This is a genomic window from Pseudomonas sp. TH08 (genome assembly GCF_016651275.1).
GTDB lineage: Bacteria > Pseudomonadota > Gammaproteobacteria > Pseudomonadales > Pseudomonadaceae > Aquipseudomonas.
The window spans coordinates 540,512-566,220 of sequence record NZ_JAEKEE010000004.1; the positions used below are offsets into that span (position 1 = coordinate 540,512).

The 25,709-nt window shown below is 57.5% G+C and carries 24 protein-coding genes and 1 tRNA gene; 12 read left to right on the forward strand and 13 right to left on the reverse strand.

The features are described from left to right. Positions 1 to 68: 68 nt before the first annotated feature. Positions 69 to 1,151 carry an efflux transporter outer membrane subunit gene (locus JFT91_RS19520; RefSeq protein ID WP_242489320.1) on the reverse strand — a complete coding sequence of 361 codons (1,083 nt, stop codon included), beginning with the start codon at positions 1,149 to 1,151 and terminating at the stop codon, positions 69 to 71. On the opposite strand from JFT91_RS19520, the gene JFT91_RS19525 reads away from it, so the two are divergent. Next, entirely contained in the window at positions 1,114 to 1,557 is a 444-nt protein-coding gene (locus JFT91_RS19525; protein WP_201233542.1) for a TetR family transcriptional regulator C-terminal domain-containing protein, read from the forward strand. The genes JFT91_RS19520 and JFT91_RS19525 overlap by 38 nt on opposite strands. Here JFT91_RS19525 and JFT91_RS19530 read toward each other — a convergent pair. Beyond that, positions 1,506 to 2,213 carry a GntR family transcriptional regulator gene (locus JFT91_RS19530; RefSeq protein WP_347340320.1) on the reverse strand — a complete coding sequence of 236 codons (708 nt, stop codon included), beginning with the start codon at positions 2,211 to 2,213 and terminating at the stop codon, positions 1,506 to 1,508. The genes JFT91_RS19525 and JFT91_RS19530 overlap by 52 nt on opposite strands. Before the next feature lie 176 nt (positions 2,214 to 2,389). Here JFT91_RS19530 and JFT91_RS19535 point away from each other — a divergent pair, with 176 nt between their 5' ends. The 5 genes from JFT91_RS19535 (at position 2,390) to JFT91_RS19555 (ending at position 8,707) form a co-directional block, all read left to right on the forward strand. Continuing rightward, on the forward strand, positions 2,390 to 3,223 hold the full coding sequence (locus JFT91_RS19535) for a fumarylacetoacetate hydrolase family protein (protein WP_201233543.1): 834 nt from the start codon (positions 2,390 to 2,392) through the stop codon (positions 3,221 to 3,223). A gap of 82 nt (positions 3,224 to 3,305) precedes the next feature. Beyond that, entirely contained in the window at positions 3,306 to 4,226 is a 921-nt protein-coding gene (locus tag JFT91_RS19540) for a VOC family protein (RefSeq protein WP_201233544.1), read from the forward strand. A gap of 114 nt (positions 4,227 to 4,340) precedes the next feature. Continuing rightward, entirely contained in the window at positions 4,341 to 5,960 is a 1,620-nt protein-coding gene (gene mhpA, locus JFT91_RS19545; protein WP_201233545.1) for a bifunctional 3-(3-hydroxy-phenyl)propionate/3-hydroxycinnamic acid hydroxylase MhpA, read from the forward strand. A gap of 69 nt (positions 5,961 to 6,029) precedes the next feature. After that, positions 6,030 to 7,391 (forward strand): outer membrane beta-barrel protein, encoded by a 1,362-nt coding sequence (locus JFT91_RS19550; RefSeq protein WP_201233546.1) that lies wholly within the window; start codon positions 6,030 to 6,032, stop codon positions 7,389 to 7,391. A 59-nt stretch (positions 7,392 to 7,450) separates the two neighbouring features. Beyond that, positions 7,451 to 8,707: an MFS transporter gene (locus JFT91_RS19555; RefSeq protein ID WP_201233547.1), complete on the forward strand. Its 1,257-nt coding sequence runs from the start codon at positions 7,451 to 7,453 to the stop codon at positions 8,705 to 8,707. A gap of 1 nt (position 8,708) precedes the next feature. Here JFT91_RS19555 and JFT91_RS19560 read toward each other — a convergent pair whose 3' ends face one another. After that, positions 8,709 to 9,695: an EamA family transporter gene (locus JFT91_RS19560; RefSeq protein WP_201233548.1), complete on the reverse strand. Its 987-nt coding sequence runs from the start codon at positions 9,693 to 9,695 to the stop codon at positions 8,709 to 8,711. Between the two features lie 109 nt (positions 9,696 to 9,804). On the opposite strand from JFT91_RS19560, the gene JFT91_RS19565 reads away from it, so the two are divergent. Together JFT91_RS19565 and JFT91_RS19570 are read left to right on the forward strand one after the other, a co-directional pair. Continuing rightward, positions 9,805 to 10,587: an AraC family transcriptional regulator gene (locus tag JFT91_RS19565; protein ID WP_201233549.1), complete on the forward strand. Its 783-nt coding sequence runs from the start codon at positions 9,805 to 9,807 to the stop codon at positions 10,585 to 10,587. Positions 10,588 to 10,702: 115 nt separating this feature from the next. After that, on the forward strand, positions 10,703 to 10,912 hold the full coding sequence (locus tag JFT91_RS19570; protein WP_201233550.1) for a hypothetical protein: 210 nt from the start codon (positions 10,703 to 10,705) through the stop codon (positions 10,910 to 10,912). A 212-nt stretch (positions 10,913 to 11,124) separates the two neighbouring features. Here JFT91_RS19570 and JFT91_RS19575 read toward each other — a convergent pair whose 3' ends face one another. Together JFT91_RS19575 and JFT91_RS19580 are read right to left on the reverse strand one after the other, a co-directional pair. After that, entirely contained in the window at positions 11,125 to 11,538 is a 414-nt protein-coding gene (locus tag JFT91_RS19575) for a cupin domain-containing protein (RefSeq protein WP_201233551.1), read from the reverse strand. Positions 11,539 to 11,662: 124 nt separating this feature from the next. Beyond that, complete coding sequence (locus tag JFT91_RS19580) at positions 11,663 to 12,571, reverse strand: transcriptional regulator GcvA (protein ID WP_201233552.1); 909 nt, start codon at positions 12,569 to 12,571, stop codon at positions 11,663 to 11,665. Between the two features lie 109 nt (positions 12,572 to 12,680). Between JFT91_RS19580 and gstA the strand changes: the two genes are divergently transcribed. From gstA to JFT91_RS19595, 3 genes are all read left to right on the forward strand, one after another. Continuing rightward, positions 12,681 to 13,292 (forward strand): glutathione transferase GstA, encoded by a 612-nt coding sequence (gstA, locus tag JFT91_RS19585; protein ID WP_201233553.1) that lies wholly within the window; start codon positions 12,681 to 12,683, stop codon positions 13,290 to 13,292. A gap of 149 nt (positions 13,293 to 13,441) precedes the next feature. Then, complete coding sequence (locus JFT91_RS19590; protein ID WP_201233554.1) at positions 13,442 to 13,822, forward strand: RidA family protein; 381 nt, start codon at positions 13,442 to 13,444, stop codon at positions 13,820 to 13,822. A 268-nt stretch (positions 13,823 to 14,090) separates the two neighbouring features. After that, positions 14,091 to 16,079 carry a peptidase U32 family protein gene (locus JFT91_RS19595; RefSeq protein WP_201204173.1) on the forward strand — a complete coding sequence of 663 codons (1,989 nt, stop codon included), beginning with the start codon at positions 14,091 to 14,093 and terminating at the stop codon, positions 16,077 to 16,079. A gap of 113 nt (positions 16,080 to 16,192) precedes the next feature. On the opposite strand, the gene JFT91_RS19600 is transcribed toward JFT91_RS19595, so the two are convergent. Further along, positions 16,193 to 16,267 (reverse strand) — tRNA-Gln (locus JFT91_RS19600). A 318-nt stretch (positions 16,268 to 16,585) separates the two neighbouring features. On the opposite strand from JFT91_RS19600, the gene JFT91_RS19605 reads away from it, so the two are divergent. Next, positions 16,586 to 17,614 carry an alpha/beta fold hydrolase gene (locus JFT91_RS19605; RefSeq protein WP_201233555.1) on the forward strand — a complete coding sequence of 343 codons (1,029 nt, stop codon included), beginning with the start codon at positions 16,586 to 16,588 and terminating at the stop codon, positions 17,612 to 17,614. 215 nt (positions 17,615 to 17,829) lie between these two features. On the opposite strand, the gene JFT91_RS19610 is transcribed toward JFT91_RS19605, so the two are convergent. The 7 genes from JFT91_RS19610 to JFT91_RS19640 form a co-directional block, all read right to left on the reverse strand. Continuing rightward, positions 17,830 to 18,186, reverse strand: a complete 357-nt coding sequence (locus JFT91_RS19610; RefSeq protein WP_201204175.1) for a DUF6124 family protein — start codon at positions 18,184 to 18,186, stop codon at positions 17,830 to 17,832. A 117-nt stretch (positions 18,187 to 18,303) separates the two neighbouring features. Next, positions 18,304 to 18,669: a DUF6124 family protein gene (locus JFT91_RS19615; protein ID WP_201233556.1), complete on the reverse strand. Its 366-nt coding sequence runs from the start codon at positions 18,667 to 18,669 to the stop codon at positions 18,304 to 18,306. Positions 18,670 to 19,191: 522 nt separating this feature from the next. Further along, positions 19,192 to 19,455, reverse strand: a complete 264-nt coding sequence (locus tag JFT91_RS19620) for a hypothetical protein (RefSeq protein WP_201233557.1) — start codon at positions 19,453 to 19,455, stop codon at positions 19,192 to 19,194. 65 nt (positions 19,456 to 19,520) lie between these two features. After that, positions 19,521 to 19,787, reverse strand: coding sequence for a hypothetical protein (locus JFT91_RS19625; protein WP_201233558.1), 267 nt, complete (start codon positions 19,785 to 19,787; stop codon positions 19,521 to 19,523). Between the two features lie 8 nt (positions 19,788 to 19,795). Further along, positions 19,796 to 23,380 (reverse strand): RHS repeat-associated core domain-containing protein, encoded by a 3,585-nt coding sequence (locus JFT91_RS19630; RefSeq protein ID WP_277953331.1) that lies wholly within the window; start codon positions 23,378 to 23,380, stop codon positions 19,796 to 19,798. 1,222 nt (positions 23,381 to 24,602) lie between these two features. After that, positions 24,603 to 24,866 (reverse strand): PAAR domain-containing protein, encoded by a 264-nt coding sequence (locus JFT91_RS19635; RefSeq protein ID WP_201233560.1) that lies wholly within the window; start codon positions 24,864 to 24,866, stop codon positions 24,603 to 24,605. Between the two features lie 51 nt (positions 24,867 to 24,917). After that, complete coding sequence (locus JFT91_RS19640; RefSeq protein WP_201233561.1) at positions 24,918 to 25,562, reverse strand: hypothetical protein; 645 nt, start codon at positions 25,560 to 25,562, stop codon at positions 24,918 to 24,920. Positions 25,563 to 25,709 lie beyond the last annotated feature (147 nt).

Here is a 25,709-nt window from a genome sequence, read left to right on the forward strand (position 1 = left end):
CAACAAAAAAGGCCCATGACAAAAAAACTTCATGGGCCAAGGGAGGATCAGGAATTTTTGATCAGACCCTAAAGTGTCTGGCTCCCCACGACCTCACCACCACCAAGTGCTTTGTACAGTGCAACCAGATTGTTGATACGCGACAGTCTGGTCTGCACCAGGGTCTGCTGAGCGCTGTAAAAGCTGCGCTGTGCATCCAGGGTGTTGAGATAGGTATCGACACCTTCTTCATAACGCTTTTGCGCCAATTGATAGCTGCGCTGATTAGCCCCAACCAGCTGACTCTCGGCCTTCAACTGCACGTCAAGTGATGCTCGCGTCACCAGCGCGTCGGACACTTCGCGGAATGCCACCTGAATCGCCTTCTGGTAATTGGCGATTTCGATAGACGTGTTCACCTCGGCAACATCGAGATTGGCCTGATTACGGCCCCAGTTGAAAATCGGCAGGTTGATCGACGGAATGAAGCTCCAGGCCCCCTGCCCTCCGGCAAACAATTGACCGAGATCGGAACTCGCCGAGCCTGCCGATGCGGTCAGGCTGATACTGGGGAAGAACGCCGCCCGGGCCGCGCCGATGTTGGCATTGGCCGCTTTCAAGACGTGTTCGGCTGCCAGAATGTCCGGACGATAGGCCAATAGCGCCGAGGGCAGGCCCGGCTGCAGGCCTTCCTCAACGCCGAGTGCGTCGAGTTCGATGGCCGTGAACGACGCTGCGGGCAATGGCTTGCCCACCAGCAACACCAACGCATTTTTGTCCTGCTCGACGGCGCGACCGTAGCGCGCCTCACTGGCTTCGGCGATGCGAACGGTGCTTTCGGCCTGACTCAAATCGAGTTCAGTGGCGACATCCAGGCTATAGCGATTGCGCACCAGTTCGTAGCTATCACGCTGGCTGGTCAACGTCTGGCGGGCAATCGCCAGCAACTGTTGATCGGCCTGCAATTGATAGTACGAGGCGGCGACTTCAGCTATCAGTGCCAGCCGTACACTTCGTCGCGCTTCAAACGTTGCGAAGTAGCTTTCCAGGGCCTGCTGGTTGAGGCTGCGAACGCGGCCAAACAAATCCAGTTCATAGGCGGTGAATCCAACACCGGCGCTGTACTGATGAGTCGTGCCGGTCGCCCCGCTCGGCGCAACATCGCCGGGCAAGCAGTTGTCGAGAACGTTGGGCGATGGCTTGCAGCAGATCGTCGCTGACCCGCATCTGCACCGGGTCAGCCTGATCCTGCTGCATCGCACGGAACTGGTCGCTGACAATTATCTGGTGTACTGCCGACTGACGCGCATCCTGAACCGCATCAAGACTTACGTGGTTGCCGTGTTGAACGTGCGCTTCAAAGAAGCCGACGGCTCGCCCTGCCAGGACATTCCGGTCATTGCGACGTCAATCAAAACGCTGCTGACCGGCTCCATGTATGAGTGGCTGCTCAATCAGGCCGAAGTCGATCTCAAACGTATTCCCGCCATGATCGAGGCCCTCTGCTCACCGTTGCAGAGTAAACATCAAACCTCGCTCAGCAGCGCATGCTTGAGCACCGAGTCGGTGGTCGTTTGATAATGCCGGGAGAGCAATTCACACGCCTTGTCGATGTCCTTGGCGAGGGCCGCGTCCATCAACTGGCGGTGTTCATGGGGTACATCGCGATGGCTGCTCTCTGCGTAATGCATCGACAGAAATCGATACCGCGCCGTCTGATCGCGCAGCGACGAACACAAACGCAGCAAGGTCGGCGAATTGCAGCTGGAGATCAGCGCCTGATGAAAACTTTCATGGGCGTTTTCCCACTCAGGTTTCAGCAAGCGTTCCGGGCCTTCGACGATGGTCAGACGATCGAGCCGGTGATGCGCCGCGAGCACCCTGCTCTCCCACTCGACGTCGCCCAGACGAATGGAATCGGCCAGCGCTTTGCACTCGACGTGCAAGCGAACCGCAGTGATGTCGGCAATTTCCGCGGCGGAAATCCGCCCGACACTGAAGCCCTTCTGATCCGCCGCTGACACAAAGCCGCTACTGGCCAGGCGCGATAACGCTTCTCGCAGGGGAATCACGCCCACCGCATAGGCGTCAGCCAGTTCCTTGAGGCGCAGGCGAATGCCCGGGGCCAGCTGTCCATTGATGATGTCCTGGCGAATCCGGGATTCGAGTTGCGAGGCCATGGTGCGCTTTTCAGCAGGCTCCACGGTTTGCCAGTTGATCAGTGGGGAATTCACGGTCGGCTCCTTCTTTGCGTCGTCCGCTTGAATCATACACAGACTCGAAAATTTCTCATATTCGCAGAAATATATATTTTTCTGTTGACCGTATATTTTTTGGATCTAGTTTTATGACCACGCAGTCGGCTGCCCTGTCACGACCGACTCTTTCCAAACCAACAAGAGAAACCGTCATGCGCTACGTCCGCTTCCTCAATCAAGGTCAACCAGTCCTGGGTGTCGTCACTGCCGAAGGCGTCCGCGTGCTAGGTGCCGAATCCCTTGAGTCGCTACTGGCCCGCGGTGTCGACCTGACCACTCACGGCGCTGAAGCCAACGGCGCGCTGGTCGAGATTGCCGAAGACGCCTATCTGCCATTGATGGCCCGCCCGACCAAAATCGTCTGCGTCGGCCTCAACTACGCCGACCACACCAAAGAATCGCCTTACGCCCAGCCGTCCTACCCGACCCTGTTTCCGCGCTGGAATTCCAGCCTGACAGCGCACAACAAACCGCTGATTCGCCCACGTGTATCCGACACCCTCGACTACGAAGGTGAAATGGCCGTGGTCCTGAAGAGCGGTGGCCGGCACATTCGCAAGGAAGACGCGCTGGAGCACGTCGCCGGTTATGCGCTGTTCAACGAAGGTTCAGTGCGTGATTACCAGTTCATCTCGCCGCAGTGGACGGTTGGCAAAAACTTCGATGACACTGGCGCGTTCGGGCCGGTACTGGTGACGGCCGATGAACTGCCGGCAGGCGGCAAAGGCTTGCTGCTGGAAACCCGGGTCAACGGCAAGGTCGTGCAATCGGCCAACACCAACGACATGCTCTTCGACGTGGCGACCATCATCTCGACGCTGAGCGAAGCGGTCACCCTCGAAGCGGGCGACGTGATTGTCAGCGGCACCCCGGCCGGCGTTGGCTTTGGCATGAACCCGAAGGTGTACCTGAAAGCAGGCGATATCGTCGAAGTGTCCATCGAGGGCATCGGCAAACTGGTCAACCCGGTGGTTGACGAGGCCTGAGCCGACAGCGCTGCAAACTCTGCGCAGGGCGGCCCTCATGCCCTGCGCGCAATAACTACAATAATTAACAATGGAGGCAATCATGAGCGTATCCCATGGTGTGCATTCAATTGATCATTACGCGCTGAACGTTCCCTCGCTGGACGAAGCCTGCCAATTCTTCGAAAGCTTTGGCCTGCAGGTAGAACGTCAACCACAGCAACTCCTCCTGCGCGCGGCGGATGGCCATGTGTGGGCGAAGATCCTGCCCGCCGCGTCCAAGTCGCTGGCTTATCTGAGCTTCAATTGCTATCCGGAAGACTTCGCCGCACTGCGGGGGCAAATCGAACTCGCTGGCGGTCGCTTTGAAGATCGTCAGGAGAGCGGAATCTGGTTCCGCGATCCCGACGGCAACCTGTTGCAGGTCAAGGTCGGTGAAAAAACCATGCCCGACCATAAGTCGGCGCATTGCAGCACCAGCACACCCGCCGACCATCGCGGCGCAACAACCCGAGATGGCCTGGCGCAAGTGCGCCCTCGCCGTCTGTCCCATGTGCTGTTGTTCACCCCGGACGTACTCGGCGCGCTGCATTTCTACGAGCAGGCACTGGGCCTGAGGCTCTCCGACAAGTCGCTGGACATCATCGCCTTCAGCCATGCCCCGCACGGCTGCGATCATCACCTGGTGGCATTCGCCAAAAGCAGCGCCAAGGGCTGGCACCACGCGGCGTGGGAAGTCGACAGCATCGATGAAGTCGGCACCGGTGCCGCACAAATGGCGGATGCCGGCCACACAAAAGGCTGGGGCACCGGGCGCCATTGCCTGGGCTCGAATTACTTTCACTACGTGCAGGATCCATGGGGCTCGTTCTGCGAATATTCGGCAGACATGGACTACATCGGCGAAGGCAGCGAATGGCCTGCCGGCGATTACCCACCGGAAAACTCCCTGTACCTCTGGGGCCCGGACGTCCCGGACAACTTCATTTTCAACACTGAAGCGGACACCCCGGCTCCCGCCTGATCCGCCCTGCCGCACAGCCATTGACCTGACATTCCTGCATGGCGCGAGTCCTCCCGATCGCGCGACGGCCGCGCCATGCCCGGGCATTCATTGCGAAGTACACGAGGCACAGTCATGAATCAGCACATTACAGTCGATGTCGCCATCGCCGGCTATGGCCCGGTTGGCCAGACGTTGGCCATTTTGCTTGGCCAGATAGGTTATTCGGTCGCCGTATTCGAGCGCTGGCCGGCGCTTTATCCGCTGCCGCGCGCGGTGTTCCATGATCACGAAATCCGCCGCGTGTTCCTGTCGATGGGGCTGGGTGAAGAGCTCGCGAAAATATCCCAACCCTCGGCGCGTTATCAATGGTTCAACGCCGACTGGAAAGTGTTGGTCGAGATCGACTGGTCGGCGGAATCGATCAGCGACGGGCCGTTCGGCTACCTGTTCAATCAGCCGTTGCTGGAAGCGGCGCTGGATCGCAAAGCCAAAAGCATCGACACCGTACAGATCCATCAAGGCTGGGAAGCCTCCGCGCTCAAGCAAGACGCCGATGGCTGCGACATGTTGCTCAACCGGGTGATTCGTCAGGACGGCAAGTTCACGCTGGGCGAAGAACAGCGAAGCGTGCGCGCGCGTTATGTGATCGGCGCCGACGGCGCCAACAGTTTTGTGCGCCAGTCGCTCAACATTGAATGGCAGGATCTCGGTTTCCAGGAAGATTGGTTGGTGGTCGACCTGCAACCAAAATCTGGCGTGGAACTGGACGTGCCGGACATCGGCCAATGGTGCAACCCAGAGCGCCCGACCACCATGGTGCCCGGCGGTCCGGGTTTTCGTCGCTGGGAGTTCATGCGCCTGCCCCACGAAACCCTCGAAGAGCTGCAAGACACCGACAAGGTCTGGTCGCTGCTGTCGCGCTGGGTCACCCCGCAGACCGCCGATCTGGTGCGCCACGCGGTTTATCAATTCCGCTCGCGCATCGCCGCCAAATGGCACAGCGGTCGGGTGATGATCGCCGGTGATGCCGCCCACGTGATGCCGCCATTCATGGGCCAGGGCATGTGCTCGGGGATTCGTGATGCCTGGAACCTGTCCTGGCGCCTCGACCTTATGCTGCGCGGTCTGGCCGACAATAGCCTGCTGGACAGCTACACACTGGAACGCAAACCGCAGATTCGAGCAGTGATCGAAGCGTCCATGGCGATGGGCAAAGTGGTCTGCGTGTCCGACCCGGTAAAAGCCGCCGAACGTGACGCCGCGTACTTGAGCGGCAACGTTGCGCCGCTGCCACCGTTCCCCGGTTTGACCGGCGGCCTGTTGCAGGAGGAAAGCCCAGTGCGCGGCATTCTTGGGGTACACGGTTCGATTGAAATCGACGGTCACGTCAACCGCTACGACGATGTGATTCAGCGCGGTTTCCACCTGTTGGTGCGCGGTGACGAAGACCCGTTGGCGCAACTCGACGCGCAGCAACTGGCGTTCATTCGTGGCTACGGCCTGCAAGTCGTGCGCCTCGCGTCACAATCCGACAGCGCCAAAGGCATCTACCGCGACGTGTCCGGCAAGTACTTGCAGTTCATGGCTGAGGCCGGACTCAAGGCCGTCATTGTGCGCCCGGATTACTACTGCTACGGCGGTGTGGCCGAGCTCTCGGCGCTGCCAAAACTGCTCAATTCCCTGCGTCAGCAATTGCAGCAAAACGTCGATCAGCAAGCCGCCGTCAATGACGCCCGAGCCTGCCACGTCTGACACCGAGTTTTCGCGGGCATGGATGCCCACCCCCATCAAAGTTCTGACAACAAAAACAAGAGACAGACAATGCACAACATCAAGGTGAAAGCGCTTGGTGCGGTTCTAGCCGCCTTCGCGACGCTCAATACCCACGCCGCCGAGCCAGCTGAAACGGGCGAAGGCACGCTGTTTCGCAGCCTCTTCGGCGACACGCTGGAAAAGGAATACGGGATAACGGTTTCCGGATTGTTTGACGTCGGTTACTCGCGCAATAACCGCTCCACTCACGACGAACGTCAGGACGGCTTGAGCAATCTGCCGCTGGTGGGTTTCGCTGACGAAGGACTGGAATGGGGTGGCCTGCACCTGTTCGTCGACAAAGCGCTCAAGGGCGACATGATCCCACGTATTACGCCTTTGCCCGGCCCGGCGCCAACCGAAGCATCTTTCGGTTTTACCTTTGAAATGAATTACGGGCGCAACGCCCAATTCGCCCGCACTCAAGGCTGGGACATGCATTGGGACGTCAACTCGCCCGGTGATGACGACCTGGCCAAGGCCCAGCGCGACAAACAAAAATTCCTCGCCATCCCCAACATCGCGGCCACCGCTTATCTGCCCTACGGCCTCGGCATCACGGCCATGGCCGGTGTCTTCGGCCCGGCGCTGGGTTATGAAATCCCGCCGAACATTCGTGCCGCACGCAACCCTTTCGCCAGCAAAACCTACGCGTTCGTCAGCGAACCCGGCACAGTCAGCGGCGTCCTGCTCGGTACTCGTTTATACAACGGCGCGTCGGGAATTCTCGGTGCGGAACTGGGCGTGGTGCAGGGCTGGAATAATTTGCGCGACAACAACGACAGCAAGTCGCTGATGGGCGCGTTGCGCTGGCGCACCGCCGACATGCAAACCTGGATCGACTACGAGTTCATCCTCGGCGATGAACAGAACGACAGTTTCAGCGATGTGCAGGCGCCGACCTCGCGCCTGGTTTCGGCTGACGGCCAATTCAAACAACAGCACTCGCTCAACGGTTGGCATCGCTTCGACGCGAACTGGTCGATGGGGGCCGAAGTGGTATATGGCCGTCAGGACGGTGACGGCAAAGCCAGCACCGTCGACATCATCAACGGCCCCGGTTTCGACGGCGCGCACTGGTGGGGCGCCAACGCGGTGCTCACTTATCAGCAACGCCCGGATCTTTCGTACTCGGTACGCGCCGAGCACTTTGCCGACCCTGACGGTTTCATCCTGCTGCCCGCCTCCACCGCGCGCGGCAACTTCAACGCGGTGACCGCTGGCCTGCGTTATGACCTGAACAAGTACATCTCGCTGCGTCCCGAAATGCGTTACGACGTGTTCGATGGCAATGCCGACGATCATCCGTTCGGCGCCGGACGTGATCGAACCCAACTGACCGGACTCGTCGAGGCCCTGATCTACTTCTAAGCCACCGGCGGCCAGGCTGCTGGTATGGCCGCCTCCCTCAACTCCAACGAGTAACAACCATGAACAACAATAAATCTGCGTGGGATGTTCGCTACGAGTTCAAAGCAGTGGCCTTGCTGGCACTGGGTTTCGGTCTGGTGGGTCTGGATCGGTTCATCATCCTGCCGCTGTTTCCGGTGATGATGAAAGACCTCGGCCTGAACTATCAGGATCTGGGCAACGTGACGGCAATTCTGGGTCTGGCGTGGGGGATTTCTTCGATTTTCATGGGGCGGCTGTCTGATCGTATCGGCAGACGCAAAGTGTTGATCCCGGCGGTTCTGGTGTTTTCGCTACTCGCAGGACTTTCCGGTCTGGCCAGCGGGATCGGCGGGTTGATGCTGATCCGCGCGATCATGGGCATTTCCGAAGGTGCCTTCACGCCGACGGCGCTGGCGGCCACGGCAGAGTCTTCGCACCCGGCACGACGCGGGATGAACATCGGCATCCAGCAAGCGTTTTTCCCGATCCTCGGTTTGGGCCTGGCACCGATCCTCGCCACTCAACTGTTGCTGGTGGTGCCGTCGTGGCGCTGGGTGTTTGTGATCGTATCGCTGCCGGGCTTTCTGCTGGCCCTGGCGATGTACCGGCACTTACGGGAAACCCGTGCCGCCGCACCACAGCAAAACCCCTGCCAGACCGCCGTCGATCAACCGCGCTGGCTCGACGCCCTGCGCTATCGCAACGTGTGGCTGAACATCATCGGCATGTTCTGCATGCTGACGTGCCTGTTTGTCGTCAGCGTGATGATGCCCAATTACCTGATGGACTATTTGCACCTGGACGTACAGCAAATGGGCTTTGTGATGTCGGCCATCGGCCTCGGTGGTTTCCTCGGGCAACTGATCATGCCGGCCGTGTCCGACCGCATCGGGCGCAAACCGGTGGTGCTGATATCGTTCGTCGCCACAGGCATTTTCCTGTGGTTGTTGATGGGTACCGGCGCCGAGCCAATGAAGTTGTTCGCTCTTCTGTTTCTGACGATTTTCTTCAACTTCAGCATGATCTGCATGACGGTCGGGCCACTCACCAGTGAGTCTGTGCCGGCAGCCCTGACTTCTACCGCGACCGGGCTGGTGGTGGGTGTCGGCGAGATCTTCGGCGGTGGCGTGGCGCCGGCCATTGCCGGTTACATCGCCCAGCATCACGGCCTGGAAAACACTCTTTATCTGGCCCTCGGCGCGGTGTTGACGGGATTGCTGGTGGCGACTTTATTGCGCGAAACAGCCCCCGCCAAAGTGGCTGCGCCAGCCGTCGCAAACATCGACAGCGTTTAAGTCACTGACGCCTTTCGGGGAGCGAAAGGATGTCTGAATCGGCGTGCTGTAAACCACAGCACGCCCCGTCATGAACACGCTCTTCAACACGGGCGGTGACCTTCCGCCCGTCCCTGCGAAGACGTCCCCACAATACCTGAGCGCTACCGGAACCCAAGGCCAGTGCCAGCAGCACCAGCAAGATCAAGCCCCAATTGGACGGACTCGGCTGTTGGCCAAGGATGAGCATTGAACTGACGATGCCAAATACCGGAATCAACAGTGACAGCGGTGCCACGCGCGACACCGGATATTCACGCAACAACAGATTCCACCCCCAATAACTGAAGTGCGTCGCGGCATAGACCTGGAACGCCAGTGAAAACAGCGTCATCGCATTGAGCTGCGCAGGTAACGCGGTGAACGGCGCTGCGCCATGCAACAACCACGTCATCAGCAATAGGGGAATGGGTGGGAACAGACTCGCCCAGACCACGAAAGCGAAGATCTCGCGCACTTTCGACACTTTGATAATGATGTTGCCGATGCTCCAGGCTACGGCGCTGGCAATGACCAGCGCAAAACCTGCCGTCGATGCGTCGCCGGGCCTGCACAGCACAATCCCCAGCAAACCTGCGGCAGCGAGCCCACTGGCCAGCCATTGCAGTCGTCGCACGCGCTCGCCGAACAACAGCACACCCCAGCCCAGAGTGAAAAATGCACTGAGCTGGATCAGCAGCGATGCCGTACCGGGCGGCACGCCCCATGCAATTCCCTGGTTGATCATGGCCCACATGGCGACGCCGAAAATCAGACCGTAAGCGGCCACCCAACGAAAGGCTACGCGGGGTCGCTCGACGATAAAAACCCAAGGCAAGGCCGCCAGTGCGAAACGCAATGCAGTCAGCAACAGTGGGTCGATGTCGGCGAGACCGAGGCGCGTCACGGGAAAGTTAATCCCCCAAACGGCCGTCACCAGCACCGCGAGTAAAAGATGTTTCTTCTGCATGGTCAGGCATTTTCCAGAGTTGAGCGTCAGTGCTCGTGCCTGAAGAAATATGCCGACAATCAGACTGGCCCGCTTTCAACCGCAGGCCAGATTTCATTAGAATCGGGCCATGCGCGAAATAACCTTGCCCCCTTACGAAAATACCTCGCACGACGCTGTCGTGACCGCACGTGAATATGCGGACGGAACGCTGTTCCCGACCCACGACCATCCACGTGGACAATTCGCGTACGCGGCTAAAGGTGTCATCACCGTGTTCACCGAACAAGGCAACTGGGTGGTACCGCCCCAACGCGGCATATGGGTACCGGCGCAACTGTCGCACGCGATGCAGATGCGGGGTCCGGTGACGCTGCACAATACCTATATCGACACTGCTGCCGCACAGCGACTCGGTTTGTCGGCGCATTGTCAGGTCGTAGACGTGTCGCCGTTGTTGCGGCAGTTGCTGTTGAAGGCAATCGAAGTGCCTGCGGGATACGTCACCGAGGGCCGCGATGGCCATCTGATGGGGTTGCTGCTGCATGAAATTGCCGCAATGCCTGCCCTGTCGCTGAATGCCCCGCTCCCCGCCGAGCCACGCCTGGCGTTGATCTGCCGCGAGTTCCTCGCCCGGCCTTCACTGGAGGTGGGGATCGATGACATGGCTCGACGCGCGGGCATGAGCCGCCGCAGTTTCACCCGCCATTTTCGGCTGCATACCGGCATAAGTTACGTCGAATGGCGCCAACAGGCCTGCCTGCTCGCGGCGATCATTTTGTTGGGGGAAGGTCAGTCGATCACAGAGGTCGCCATGGTCTTGGGTTACAGCAGCTCAAGTGCATTTGCGACAGTGTTCAAACAGGTATTGGGCGAAGTGCCGAGTCGGTATTTTGCGGGGCGGCCGCAATAAAGTGCAGCCAATAACGCACTTGATTGGGTAAGGGCACAGCCCTTTCGCACGCTTGCCGCGACGGGTTCGTGATAAAACTTACCGAATACGCAACGTTTTGCAGGAACATCATTGAATGCCCAGAAAACAACCGGTCAGTAAAGAGACCGCAACCGCCGCCGACATCGAGCGCTCGATCCAGGCCTTGAACAAAATGGCCGAACGCCTGTGGGGTGACGGTCGAGAAGCCGAGGCCAAAGCGCTTCTCGATGCACTTGATGCGTTAAATAGAGCGCTGGACCGGATCCGGATTGGCGAAAGTCGCAGGGTTGTTACCCTGCATTAAGATCGTCACTGCCGAAATGGCAGGTTCAGGGAAGAATCGATGCGCGTCTTGAAATTACTGCTGGCTGTTGTGTTGGTGCTGTGCAATTTCGACTCTACCTATGAAAAACCGCGCAGAGTCTTTACTGCGGGATTCGTCAGATTCTGCGTGATAGTGGCTCTGATGGAGGTGCTGATACTCCACCAGATTTACTACGGCCAGGGATCTTAGGGCTATGGTTTGAGGATCAACAGTGGCTCGCCTTTCTTGACGATGTAGGTCGCCAACTCTGAGCCCTTGTCCCCGCCGACATTCTTCGCGATATGCGCAACACCCTCCGGGATAAACAGCGAATCGCCAGCCTTCAGCGTCATCGGCGCCCTGCCCTCCAGTTGATATTCGAATGTACCGCTGATCACAAACGCGACCTCGACACCGGGATGCGCATGCCGTGGCGAGGTCACGCCTGGTCCGAAATCGACCCGCGCTTGAAGCACTTCGCGATCGGCGGCGCCGAGGTCCTGACGCACCAGATCGGTACGGCTCAGGCCTTGCTGCCAACTTTTGGGTTGGATGTCAGCGGCGTGTGCGACGCCGGTCAGGGACACGAGTATTGCAGCGGTTAACAGAAGCAATGGACGGCGCATGATGTTGCCCTCTTGAGCGTAAGGTTGGGGTGACCTCTACTCTGCGTGGGGCATGTATGGCGGATGTGTCGTAAAACCCGATGTTTGTTATCGGCGTGTGTATCCGACCGGCGTCGATACACGTTTATACAAACGTTTCGCGGTCTTGCTGCATCGCCAGCAACCATGTTCTCAACGCGACGATTTTTCTCGAATCGGCCGTTTCATGTGGCGTCACCAGATAAAAACCCAAGGGATCTTGCAGGCGCAGACTGAAGGGCGCGACCAGACGCCCCGCACGCAAGTCATCATCGACATAGGTCGAACGGCCGATGCACACGCCCTGCCCGTCCACGGCCGCCTGCACCGCCATCAGTGCCAGGTCAAAAGTCAGCCGTGGCCCGGCAGCCAAATGCGATGGTTGGCCAGCCGCGCCCAGCCAGGTGCTCCAGTCATCGGCCGTCACGCCACTGACCTGCAACAGAGTGTGGTGAGCGAGATCCGCAGGTACGTTCAAGGCTTTCGGGCCGCTGAGCAATGCCGGGCTGCACACCGGGAAGATTTCATCGGACATCAGAAAATCAGCGCGCAGGCCTTTCCAGTCGCCACGGCCGTAGCGAATCGCCGCATCGATTGCGCCCTTGCGAAAATCCACCAGATCGGTGGATGCACTGACTCGCACATCGATCTCGGGAAATGCCTGCTGAAATGACGGCAGCCGCGGCAGCAACCACTTTGACGCTACCGACACCAGCGTACTGAGGGTCAACACGCTGTTGTTGCGCGACGCCAGCAGTTGCTCCGTTGAATAGCGCAACTCATGAAACGCCGCCCGAAGGCCAGGAAAGTACGCCTGCCCGTCGTCGCTGAGCGCCAAGCCATCCTTGAGCCGCAGAAACAGCTGCACGCCGAGCTCGTTTTCAAGTCGACGAATCTGATGACTGATCGCCGTTTGCGTGACATTCAGTTCTTCGGCCGCTTTGGTAAAGCTCATATGCCGAGCGGCGGACTCAAAGGCTCTCAAGCCGTTCAGGGAAGGAAGTCTGGCGATCATTGGCAATCCTGCGCTCATGAGATTTTGTCATACGCTAACAGCACAAATGACCTTTGCGAATCCCCACGCCGCAATGGATTCTGGCGCCTCCTCCTTACCAGGCATTGCCATGAAACTGTATTTCGCACCCATGACCTGCTCGCTGTCGCCTCACATCGTTCTGCGCGAGCTGGAGTTACCCTTCGAACTGATTCGCGTGAATAACCAGAGCAAGTGCACCGCCGATGGCCGTGACTTTCGCACCATCAATCCCAAGGGCTACGTCGCAGCGCTGGAACTGGACAATGGCGAGGTGCTGACGGAAGGGCCGGCGATCCTGCAGTTTCTCGTTGATCAAGTTCCCGGCAACACGCTGGCACCGGCACAGGGCACTTGGGAGCGCGTACGGTTACAGGAACATCTGAGTTTCATCAGTTCGGAAATTCATGGTGGCAGCGCACCGTTGTTCAATGCGGACTTGCCGGACACGGTCAAAACGATGTTCAAGCAGAAGCTCTGCAAACGCCTCGATTTCCTCTGTCACCAGCTCGCAGATCAGCAATACCTGATGGTGACGTTCGGCGTGGCCGACGCTTATCTGTTTACCGTTCTGCAATGGCTGCCGGTGTTCAATATCAACATCGAGCATTGGCCGACGCTGGCGGCCTATATGAAAGGCATTGCCGAGCGCCCAAGCGTTCGCTCGGCAATCGCAGCAGAAAACGCCACACAGCCGGTCTGATCTCGCCGCGCCGCCAAGAGACGTGTATCAGCACAATGGTCGGTTTGTTGCTCATGGTCCTGCTCGTTGTCGGTACAGAGCAAACGGGCCATGTCGACGATGAATCTGTAAACTGGCGCGATCCTTACTCACTCGAACAAGAGATCAGCATGGCCAACCAAGACATCACGTTCACTCCGGATCCGGACGCCGACTCGATTTCTTCCGACGTCGCGACGTTCGGCGGGATCATGGTTTCCACGCAGATCCCGACTCATGCCGATGGCAGCCTGGAACTGGGCGACATCACGCTGCAGAGCGAATGCACGCTGCAAGCGCTGAAGGTTGCGCTGGAACGCGCCGGCAGCTCGATGGATCGCGTCATGCACCTGACCATCTACCTCACCGACATGGCTGACCGCGCCGCGTTCAACGAGGTGTACAAACGCTTCTTCGCCAAACCCTGGCCGGTGCGCGCCGCAGTAGGCGTGGCCTCCCTGGCCGTCGAAGGCATGCGCGTGGAAGTCACCGCCATGGCCGCCAAAGCCTGATAGTGTAAACACCGCATCATTGTGGGAGCTGGCTTGCCAGCTCCCACAGGTTTTGGTGTCAACCATTGCATCTGTGTCTGGCACAAAACCCTGTAGGAGCTGTCGAGTGCAGCGAGGCTGCGATCTTTTGATCCAATACATGAAGATCAAAAGATCGCAGCGTCCCGCAGCTCCTACATAGAGCAACCTTCGGGCAGCACGGGCGTGCCGGGCGCGCGTTTCGGGGGTAGAATGCGCGCCTAACCGTGACAGCCTGACTAAAAAAACTATGTCCTTGCCCAAGCATCATCTGGAATTGCTCAGCCCTGCCCGCGATGTGGCCATCGCCCGTGAGGCGATCCTGCACGGCGCCGACGCCGTCTACATTGGTGGCCCGAGCTTCGGCGCCCGCCATAACGCCTGCAACGAAGTGAGCGAAATCGCCGATCTGGTGGAGTTCGCCCGCAAGTATCACGCGCGGATCTTCACCACCATCAACACCATCCTCCACGACAACGAACTGGAGCCGGCGCGCAAGCTGATCCATCAGTTGTACGACGCTGGTGTCGACGCGCTGATCGTTCAGGATCTGGGCGTGATGGAACTGGACATCCCGCCGATCGAGCTGCACGCCTCGACCCAGACCGACATTCGCACCCTGGAGCGAGCAAAATTCCTCGACCAGGCCGGTTTCTCGCAGCTTGTTTTGGCCCGTGAGCTGAACCTGCAAGAGATCCGCGCCATCGCCGACGAAACCGACGCCGCCATCGAATTCTTCATCCATGGCGCGTTGTGCGTGGCGTTCTCCGGCCAGTGCAACATTTCCCACGCGCAGACCGGGCGCAGCGCCAACCGTGGCGACTGCTCGCAGGCCTGCCGTTTGCCGTACACCCTTAAAGATGAAAAGGGTGGCGTGATCGCCTACGAAAAACACCTGCTATCAATGAAAGACAATAACCAGAGCGCCAACATCCGCGCCCTGGTCGAAGCCGGCGTGCGCTCGTTCAAGATCGAAGGTCGCTATAAGGACATGGGCTACGTGAAAAACATCACGGCCTATTACCGTCAGCGCCTCGACGACGTCCTCGAAGATCGTCCGGACCTCGCCCGCGCTTCCAGCGGCCGCACCGCGCACTTCTTCCTGCCGGACCCGGAAAAGACTTTCCACCGGGGCAGCACCGACTACTTCGTGACTGATCGCAAGATCGACATCGGCGCGTTCGACTCGCCGACCTTCACCGGTCTGCCGGTCGGCACCGTCGAAAAAGTCGGCAAGCGTGACATGCAGGTCGTGACCCACGAGCCACTGTCCAACGGCGATGGCCTTAACGTGCTGGTCAAACGTGACGTGGTCGGTTTCCGCGCTAACATCGCCGAAGCCAAGGGCGAGTTCGAAGAAGACGGCGAGAAGCGCTACCGCTACCGCGTCGAGCCGAACGAAATGCCGGAAGGCTTGTTCAAGCTGCGCCCGAACCACCCGCTCAATCGCAACCTCGACCATAACTGGCAACAGGCACTGCAAAAGACCTCCTCCGAGCGTCGTGTGGCGTTGAGCTGGTTCGCCCGTCTGCGCGAAGAGCAGTTGGAAATCACCGCCACCAGCGAAGAAGGCATCAGCGCCAGTGTCACCCTGGACGGCCCGTTCGGCGTGGCCAACAAGCCTGAGCAAGCGCTGGAACAGTTGCGCGATCTGCTCGGTCAGCTCGGCACCACGCAGTACCACGCCACCGACATCAAACTCGATGCGCCACAGGCATTCTTCATCCCGAACTCGCAGCTCAAATCCCTGCGTCGCGAAGTGATCGAAGCCCTGACCGCCGCCCGCGTCGCCGCGCACCCGCGTGGCGGCCGCAAAGCCGAAACCAGCCCGCCGCCGGTGTACCCGGATTCGCACCTGACGTTCCTCGCCAACGTGTACAACCAGAAGGCTCGCGACTTCTATCACCGTCATGGCGTGAAGCTGATCGACGCCGCGTATGAAGCGCACGAAGAGCCAGGCGAAGTGCCGGTGATGATCACCAAGCACTGCCTGCGTTTCTCCTTCAACCTGTGCCCGAAACAGGCCAAAGGCGTGACCGGTGTGCGCACCAAAGTCGCGCCGATGCAGTTGATCCACGGCGATGAAGTGCTGACGCTGAAGTTCGATTGCAAGCCGTGCGAGATGCACATCATCGGCAAGATGAAAGGCCACATCCTCAACCTGCCGCAACCGGGCAGCGTGGTCGGCCACATCAGCCCCGAAGACCTGATGAAAACCATCCCGCGCGCACCGCACTGAGTGCAGAGCCTGCGCGGTGCCTCGGCGCCGCGCAGGCCATCCCTGCTCTGCCAGGCCAAATCGCAGGCATAAAAAAACGCCAACTTCTTGCGAAGTTGGCGTTTTTTCGAATATGGCAGGGGCGGCTGGATTTGAACCAACGCATGGCAGGATCAAAACCTGCTGCCTTACCGCTTGGCGACGCCCCTACAGCTCTTGTCAGCGGCTCCGTGAGGATCGCTGCGAGAACGGGGCGTAATTTACCAACATTAGTTTGGTTTGTGAAGCACGAATTGAAATATTTTTTGTTTTAAAACAGCCACTTATTATTTTTGGCCGATTCAGGTCAAGGATCAGGCCGTTTCGCGCCGTGCATCACACTGTGTACCAACCCCGCCGCGATACAGCGACACTCAACAACGCCCCACTTCGACACAGCCCAGATACGTCCTCGCGCTCAAATGCACTCAAGGTTTGAAGGATTCATTCAGAACCCTTGACCAAAGGCTCGCACAGGAGACGTCACCATGAAGATGGCACTGCACACCCGCAAAACCGCTTTCGGACTTTCGATGCTGGCGCTGTCGTTGTTCGGCGCTTTTGGCACGGCTCAGGCACAAACCACTGAACCTGCTGCGGTCAGCTATTCGGCGCCCTCGCCCTTCGGCCCGCTGAAACATGTGCAGGCGGGTGTGCTTGATGTGGCCTACGCCGAAACCGGCCCTGCCGATGGCCCCGTGGTGATTCTGCTGCACGGCTGGCCCTACGACATTCACAGCTACGACGAGGTCGCGCCGTTGCTGGCAGCCAAGGGTTATCGCGTGCTGATGCCGTATGCGCGGGGTTATGGCGATACGCAGTTCCTCTCAAAAGACACCCTGCGCAACGGCCAACCGGCGGCGCTGGCCAGTGACGTCATCGATTTCATGGACGCACTGAAGATCAAGCAAGCGGTGCTCGGCGGTTATGACTGGGGCGCACGTTCGGCGGACATCGTCTCGGCGCTGTGGCCGGAACGGGTCAAGGCGCTGGTCTCGGTCAGCGGCTATCTGATCGGCAACCAGGCCGCCGGCAAGAATCCGCTGCCGCCCAAGGCTGAATTGCAGTGGTGGTATCAGTTCTACTTCGCCACCGACCGTGGCCGCGACGGCTACCAGAAAAACACCCACGACTTCGCCAAGCTGATCTGGCAACTGGCGTCACCGCAGTGGAAATTCGACGACGCCACCTTCGACCGCTCCGCCAAAGCCCTGGAGAACCCGGATCACGTCGACATCACCGTGTTCAACTACCGCTGGCGTCTGGGCCTGGTACAGGGCGAAGCGAAATACGCGGCGCTGGAGCAGAAACTGGCCACCGCGCCGTCGATCAGCGTGCCGACCATCACCCTTGAAGGCGACGCCAACGGCGCACCGCACCCGGCGCCCGAGGATTACGCCAAACGCTTCACCGGCAAATACCAGTTCCGCTTGATCAACGGCGGGATTGGCCACAACCTGCCGCAGGAAGATCCGCAGGCGTTCGCCAAGGCTGTGATCGACGCCGATCACCTGTAGAAACAAAAAGCAGTCAGCCGCAAAGGCTAACTGCTTGATTGTTTGATGGTTGGGGTTGAGGCTTGAGGGATGGTCAACTTTTGCAGATTCTTTGCCTGAACTGGCGTCATCGCGAGCAGGCTCACTCCTACAGGAGAACGCATTCCAAATGTAGGAGTGAGCCTGCTCGCGATGCCGCCTCACCAGACACCCACAAGCCCGACTAACGTGCGTGATTACTCGGTTGGCACAACGATATCCAGCGCCTTGTTCACCGCCAACTCCCCCAACATGACCACCTGCGCAATACCCAGCAGGGTATGGCGGTTTGATCCCTCCAGCATCCCGGCAAAATTGCCGAGCATGACCGAAGCGGACGCCAAGGACCCGCAAGCGTTGGTCAGCAACGACTCAGTGTCTGCGTGCGGGTTGGCCATGAAAAGAGCGTTGGGCGTGTAGGGTGTGGCCACGATCGCGGCAGGCAACAGGTAATGATCAAGCGCACGCTCGGCCGCTTCGTGGAGCTTTCGTGAATTGGGCGACGCATACGGCGACGCCGGATCGGTGATCGGTGGCTCGGGTGGCTTGGACATCAGCTGAAGCTCCAACAAGAACCGGTTCAGGTTCCTGGATAGAAAACGTGAAGCACCGCGTTCGCGGATGCTTCCGTGCAATGAGGGGGCACGCCCCCTCACCCATCTACACCGCGACTAGTGCGGTAAGCGCTGGTTGTCCAGGACTCGACCCACCACCAGCTCGCTGAGCATGATCACCTGTTGCAGGATCAGCATCTTCCGACGCTGCGAAATGTCTATCGAATCGGCGAGCTCACGCGCCATGTCACTGGCAGAAGACAAGGTTTCAGTCGCCTCGACGAGCAGCGTTTCGTCATCGACCGTCGGGTCGATGAGGTAGATCCTGCCGGTCTTGCGGGTGGGGATTGAAGTCTTCAGTGCGGAGGGATTGAGGTAGAAGTTGATGGCGCGTTCGGTGGCCTCTTTGATGTTTTGAGGTTCTAGTGCGGCGTCGTAGGGGATTGGGTCGGTTTCTGGCGGATTTGGCGTTACTTTGAACATTTATCTAATTCCAAAAGTAGGGCCACGCCCCTTCTCTACTAAAAGAAGGGTGGCAGCTGTGCGCAGGTTAGTAGACCGGTGGAATTAGCAAAACCGGCGCGCCCGAGAGCGCCCTGCGCACAACCACCATCAAGTGCAGGAAAAGACTTACCTGACTGAATGGGACTCGTGCGCTTACTAATTCTATCCGAGCTACTAAACCCGACCACTGATGGGCAGTGGCAGGTCAACGATAGAGCCCGAGGGGTAAGCGCACAAGCCGGCGGATTCTGGCGTATGCGTAGGCAAAGGCACAAGGATTTGTAGCCTTTATGGCGTAACAGTTCGTGAAAGTTAAACGTGTTTGCAGAATCTTGTTTAAGCCGCGTGTCAGTCGTAAATCCTTCGCTCATTTTTTGATCGACCGGCTGCTAGTTTGGCGATTGGCTAGGCATGATGGTACTGCTCCGCTAGCCCGACTTTTATTTGCCCTGCGGCATTCAGTACGCAGGCCTGCGCTTCAACAAACACCACGCGTTCGAGTTAAAGCTTTGCAAGCAAACGGTTAAACGCACGTGAGCAGCCTCGTTGCTTTGCATCTCTGATCATCGAATCGTAAGTGGACGGTTCAAACGTTTCGCGAACCGCTTTCTTCGCTATGTCATTGAACTGCGCATTATCAAAATCACATTCTACTGTTGAAACAACATAAGAATTACGCTTGGACCACTGGTCAAATCTTATTACGATTTTTTCGTCAAAAATCAGTGCCCCATCACTTTTATCTTCGAAGAAAAAGAACTCCATACGATTCGTATCGACCTGCCCCGTTGACGTAGCAAATGGCTGCTTTCTTAAAAGCGATGTCAGCCTTACCCCACCTGCAATACCAAGACCGCCCCCCAAACTCTCGCTCGCAAAAAATACTGCTTGAAGACAACCGTTATTTTTCTACGGAAATAAGGAACTTCGTATGCTTTCTCGAAAGAATGAAAACCAATCGGATCGCCGATCAGTTCAAAATCGGCGTTTATGAAATCCGACTCGGAAAAGCCGTTCAACCCAAAAATACCTGGCTGAAGGTTACCCGCCCCCTCTATGAACAACTCAACAAGCTGATGAAAATCAGTAGAAATCATATATTCCCTTATTTACGCGCTACCGGGTTCGTACCCGCGGCATGGTGCTCACTTAGAATGGTACCCACCTGTTTCAGTTGAGGCACACGCGAAGAGTTTGGATCTGCATCAATGCCCGCCTGTGCGGATTTCGCAAGCCGATCCACATTCATCGGTTTATCGAGGTATCTTAAAACACACTCACACGCCTTACCCCATTGAGAGTTGGGCATTGCTCGCGTTGCCTTGTCGGATGGTTCAAGTACCACATGGGTTCCTTGAGCATTCGGTATGAGGGCGATGTGCCCACCGGCTCGCGGCAAACCATCCCCGCTTACATTTACGTGAACACCTCGATTCGTCACGTCTTGCCCAGCAGTATTCGCACCTATTTTATGACCTGCGAGACCTAAAGGGTCGATGAGCAGGACGGGGTTAGCCCCATAAAAATAAAGATTCAGTCCACCCGCATAGCTGATTGGGTCTTGACTGATAAAGCGACCTACGCATGGATCATAATATCGATGCCGATTGTAATGCAGCCCCGTTTCATGATCATGGTACTGCCCTTGGAATCGAATAGGGTTAGCAATCCCCTGCTGCCTCGCCCATCCCGACCACTCCTCTGTGATATCTCCCCAAGCCTTGTACTGAGCACGCCATACGAGGTCACCGTTTTGATCGGTCAGTTCTTGAGGCGTGCCAAGATGGTCGCACTGATACCACGTCAATACATCAATGGATGGCGACACCGCTGAGTGATTCCAAAGCGGATCCTCCTCCAGGCTGTAGTCGTCGCCATAGCTGGGTAGCCCCACCAGATTGATGGAATGATTCGATATGGCCTGAGCAACCGGAATGAACGTACCCGGCTCAAACACATAGTGAATTGTGCGCCCCGTCTCGCCATCCTGCTGGGCAGCACGACTTTCCCAAGCCAGGTTATCGCCATCCCAGCCGTACAATGTGAAACCACACCCATGCTCTCGCTGCAAACGTGACTGCTCAGCGCTGTTCCACAGTGAGCCTGCTTCCGGTCGCTTCTTGTAATGCACCTTGGAGTTTTTCAGGAGTCGCCGCCCAAGTGCATCGTAGGCATATTCCACCGATAGTATGCCGTCATCAAAATGCACCAACCGATCAAGCAGGTCCCAACGCATTTGACTGGAAGCACCATCCCGCCAGCGCTTTATCTGATTACCACGCTCGTCGTATTCGTAGTGAGCGCCGGCGTACTCATGCAGCAGGTTATCGAGCAGCTTGCTGCGTGCCGGGGTCAGCTCGAGTGCCCGCCGATGCTCAGCTGTCTTCTCATCCAGCAAGTTACCCGCTGGGTCAAAGTCGAACGTCTCGACACCCAAACGACTGACTGCGCTGAGCAACCTGTTGACCGGATCATAACGGTACGACAGCTGACCACGACGCGTATCGTTGATTTCGTTCAGTTGTCCTGCTGCGTCGTAAGTGTATTCACGCTTGAGCACAACCGACTTGTCATCACTGCGCCCCAGCACTTGATCCTGCAACCGCCCAATCGGGTCCCATTTCTGAGTCTGTACTAAACGATTGCCTTGATGCCGAGCCACCTCGCGGTGCATGTCATCGCGCTCGTATCCAAGCAACTCATGCTCGTTAAGACGCAATGCCAAGAGATGGCCGCTGCCATAGGTCAACCAACTGACACGATGCCCGTCAGGGCGAATCGTAGCGACGCGCTGATTGAGCACGTCGTATTCATGTTGCCAGACAGCAACAAGTGGTTTTTCCAATCCAAGATAATGCTGATGCTCTCGCACCATATTGCCAGCGGCATCATGGAACCACTGCACACGACTGTCGGCGTTGCTCGCAAGGATCATCTTACCCCGGCCGTCATAAGCGTAATGTTCCGCCTGAGACTCATCACCAAGGGTGGCGAGACGCTCCGTCACACGCCCCATTTCGTCGTAAGCAAGCGTTACAACTCGCTCACCGATCGCGATCTTCGACAAGCGCCCGGTAGCTATGTCGTATTGATACCGAGTCAGGCGACCGTCAAACCCTGTCTCAGTCAACAAACGTCCAACAGGATCATAGAGAAATTGTGCCGAGCGCTCATTCTGATTTTCTAACGCTTGCAAGCGTCCCAAGCGATCCCAGCGATAACGCAAAGTCTGTTCGGCAGCATCCACCCGTTCAGAGATGAAACCCGCCGCCGTATAGCTCCAGTTCGTACAACGATCCAATCCATCGACATGCGCCAACAGCCGACCTTCCGCATCGTGTTCAAAACGCTCTTCCGTTTTGTCGGGGTGCTTGATCAGCGCCACGTGTCCAGACTTGTATTCATACTCGGTGCTCTGCCCGGCGGCATCGGTTGCACAGATCATCAGGCCCCGATCGTCATACTCCCATGCAGTGGTCTTGCCGGAGCAATCGACATATTTGAGCAACTGTCCGGCATCGTTGTACTCAAGCGTTTTCTCATTGCCATTAGCGTCCTTGATCGCAATCGGCAAACCTTTCTTGTCATAGGCGTACTCGGTTTTGTTACCGAGCGGATCGACCGTTTCAATCAAATTCCCAACGTCGTCGTAAGCTCTCAGCCAAAGTCCACCTTCTGCATCCAAGATCTTGATCAGTTGATCCTGATCGTCATAGGCGAAGTGCACCACGCCGTTATCGGCACGAATATGCTCAAGTCGATTACTGCGTTCGTCGTAGATGAAGCGGTCTGTCGTGCCGTCGGGATGAACATGCCTTACGACGTTCTTGGCCTCATCACGGAACAGCCATTCCGAAAGACCGTCCGCATGGCGTATGCGATAGGTATATCCCAGGCTGTCGTAGTAGTGCCACGTCTCATTGCCATGAGCATCGGTGACATAAGTCAGACGAATGTTTTCATCCCATTCCAGGCGAGTATCAAAGCTCCCGTCATCTGCCCATTCACGCACGGCTTTTGCATCAGTGCCCGTGCCCTGCCATTGCAAGTTCATGCCGCGCCCGGTTCGGTCGGTGTAGCGAGTAATCAGGTGATACTCGTACTGGTACCACCAAGCGGCGCCATTTTCATCCTGCGCCTGAACCAGGTCACCCTGCCCGTCATATTCGTAAGCACATAGCTGACGCTGCGGGGCACCATCACAAATTTCCCACAGCCCGGTCAGTCGGCCATAGGCATCGACCATAGTGCCGATGTGGCGGTGAACCTTGGTGATGTCATGTTCCTGATAGGTGATCAGATCTGACAAGACCGGCATTTCCCCGTGACGGTGCTCATAATGCAACATGATTCCAGCGCCATTGCGTAACTCAACACTGACCAGCACGTAACTGTGCCCATGACGGCTGTAGGTCTCCTTGCGCTCGAAACCACGGCATAGGAGTAACTGACCCTCGATAACGTGCAGCAGGGTAATGTTCTCTATCGCGTCGTAATGGAATTGGCCGATCTTGGGTAGCGGATAGGTGTGACTTCGACCGCCTGCATCGTGGAACATCAGGCCTTCGTCGTGCTCATCGATGCGAGTCGTAAACGATGTGATCCAGCGCGCTCCCAAAATGCCCGAATCATAGGCGCCAAGGTCTGAGCAATAGGTGCGTGTCCAATCAATGGGAAATGCGCCGGGCAAGCTGAAGTCCGAGTGATCAAACGTCTCCGTACCCATGGCAAAGTTGATGCGCTTACAGGTTGCAGGACACACTTCGTTTTTTCGTCATTAGGGCGCGACTTCGGCCTTGACTCACCCCGGCTGATTTCCACCTTGCCGTCACTGGCGATGCGTCTGGACTGACTGGTAGTGCCTGGTTTTACGTGACCGCCCTGCCCGTGCGCGTTGCGCATACGCCAAGCCGCAACAGCGCTGGCCAACACCACCAACAACGCGCCGATGGAGCTTTGAACGGCAGGGTCACTCAACTTGTTCAACTGCGTGCGCAACTCAGGCCCCATGGCGCGCAACGATTTCGTATGAACAAGAACCTTCTTCTTCGCTTGCTCTGGCAAGAGATGTTCGGCCGCACTGTTGGCGACGCCTTTGCCGGCCGCTGTGTAAACGTTCGCCGCAGCGCCAAAAATGTTGCTGATTGCGCTCATCGGATCATGGAGCAACTGCCTACTGGCAGCGCTTGCCATCTGCTGTGCTTCTTTCAAATTACCTTTGGCGTCGAGTTGTCCGTTTACAACTCTCTCCAAGCCGACGGCAATTTCGTTGAGAATTTTCTCGCCCAGTTCTCCTGCATCACTGAGCAAGTTTTTGAGTTTGGCTTGAGCCTGCTTAACGAAATCATCGATCACGCCCACGATGTCAGCGTTCAAATGACCGACCACGACGTTGATCAACGCATCGCCCAGGACCAGCTTTCCGACCTTGGCGACTTCCTGGCGTACAAGGAACAGCGTCGGTCGCAAGCTCATGCGCGCTGCTGCCATGTTCGGCGGCATAGGCAAAACGCCGATCAAGTTGATCCCGAGACTGACCCAATTAAGAGGATCTTGTTTGGGGTTGTTCGAAAGCGTCACAACATCGTTCAGCGCATCGACCAACGCCATGATGTTGCCGACGACAGGCAGGGCCCCCGCCACCGTTTTGATGCGCTCCAAGGTGACCAGATCACCACTGATCTCTCGCAACCAGGCATCGAATTGAGCCGCACTGCGACCCACGTCTTCGACCATGATCAGATTCAGAGGAACAACGGCAACTTGGGGTTCACGTTTGGTTGCGACAGCGGTATTCGTCGTCATGGGAGCGTCTTACCAGCCAACAGGCTTTGGAATTCAGAAATAACGTGAGGCGCATCGCATACTCGGCATTCGACCGAGGCAATGGGGCCAAAGATGAAGTCAACTGATCAACTGATCACTGCCCCTTTCGGGCCGCTTGCAATTAACGCAGCACCGCAGGCGGTTTTCATGCCGTCGAGGGCGATGGGCGTACCGTCGACGGTGTAGGTGCTGCTGCCCTCGGCAATCGGGAATATCCCTTTGCACAGAGGGCAACTGACCTTGTGACCGAGCCCGGCAATGGGTTTGCCGTTGAGGTCGGTCCGGGAGAAGGATTCGAGGACTTTGCCACCGTGGGTGGTGGAGTCGCCGAGGCGAATTGCGTCTTTCATGGTGTCACTCCTTTGACGGGCAAGCTGGATGCCGCTATTGCGACATCAACATCAAGAAACGAAGGCGGCAAGCACATCGCTGGCAATCAGCTCTTTTCTGGCGTCTTGCTGATCGGCGTCAGTCACGCGCCAGACATTCCAACCGTTTTGCAGTTGGCGCTCACCGAATCGATCCATCACCGATTCCAGTGCGTTTTGCTTTTGCACTGGCAAGGCATTGAGTTTTTCCTCACTGAACGCGTTGTAGTCAAAAACATCCCTGATGTAGTGAACATCGACTGCGTTTCGAGTGGCCGCTGCCCATTTGCCGACCTGGCTGCGCCCCTCCCACATCAAAGGATGCGACTCGTCCGGGGTGTAATGGCCCAAACCGAACCCGGTTCCGTACCCCTGGCTTTCCTGGTAGGCATACAGGTATTCAAAGAGCTCGGCAAAACCCTCTAGACGCCAGAACGATTCGATCAGTTGATCGAGGCTCATGACCTCGTTTGCGACGCTCAAGAGCAAACCGTTTCTGCGGGAAAAGATTGCACTGACATTACAGTTCATCAGTTCGTCGCATTCATCCTTTGGCCAGATTCGCTCGGAAAAAAACTCTATCGCTTCGCTCTCGGATGCCTGCAGAGTTTTTTCATAGTTCTTCTCGGAAAATTTGACGACCTTCCCGGATTTGCTGCCAAAGCGATCAATATCCATGCCCGCTTGCGCAAACCATGCCTTGAGAAACGGGCTGACCGCTGACAGTTGTACCAACGCCTCTTTTTTCAGATGGGCGACAAAGAAGTTGTAATGCTGACTCATATCTAGCGTCTCTTCGTTCTATTGGTTCTTGTGTAGTCACCG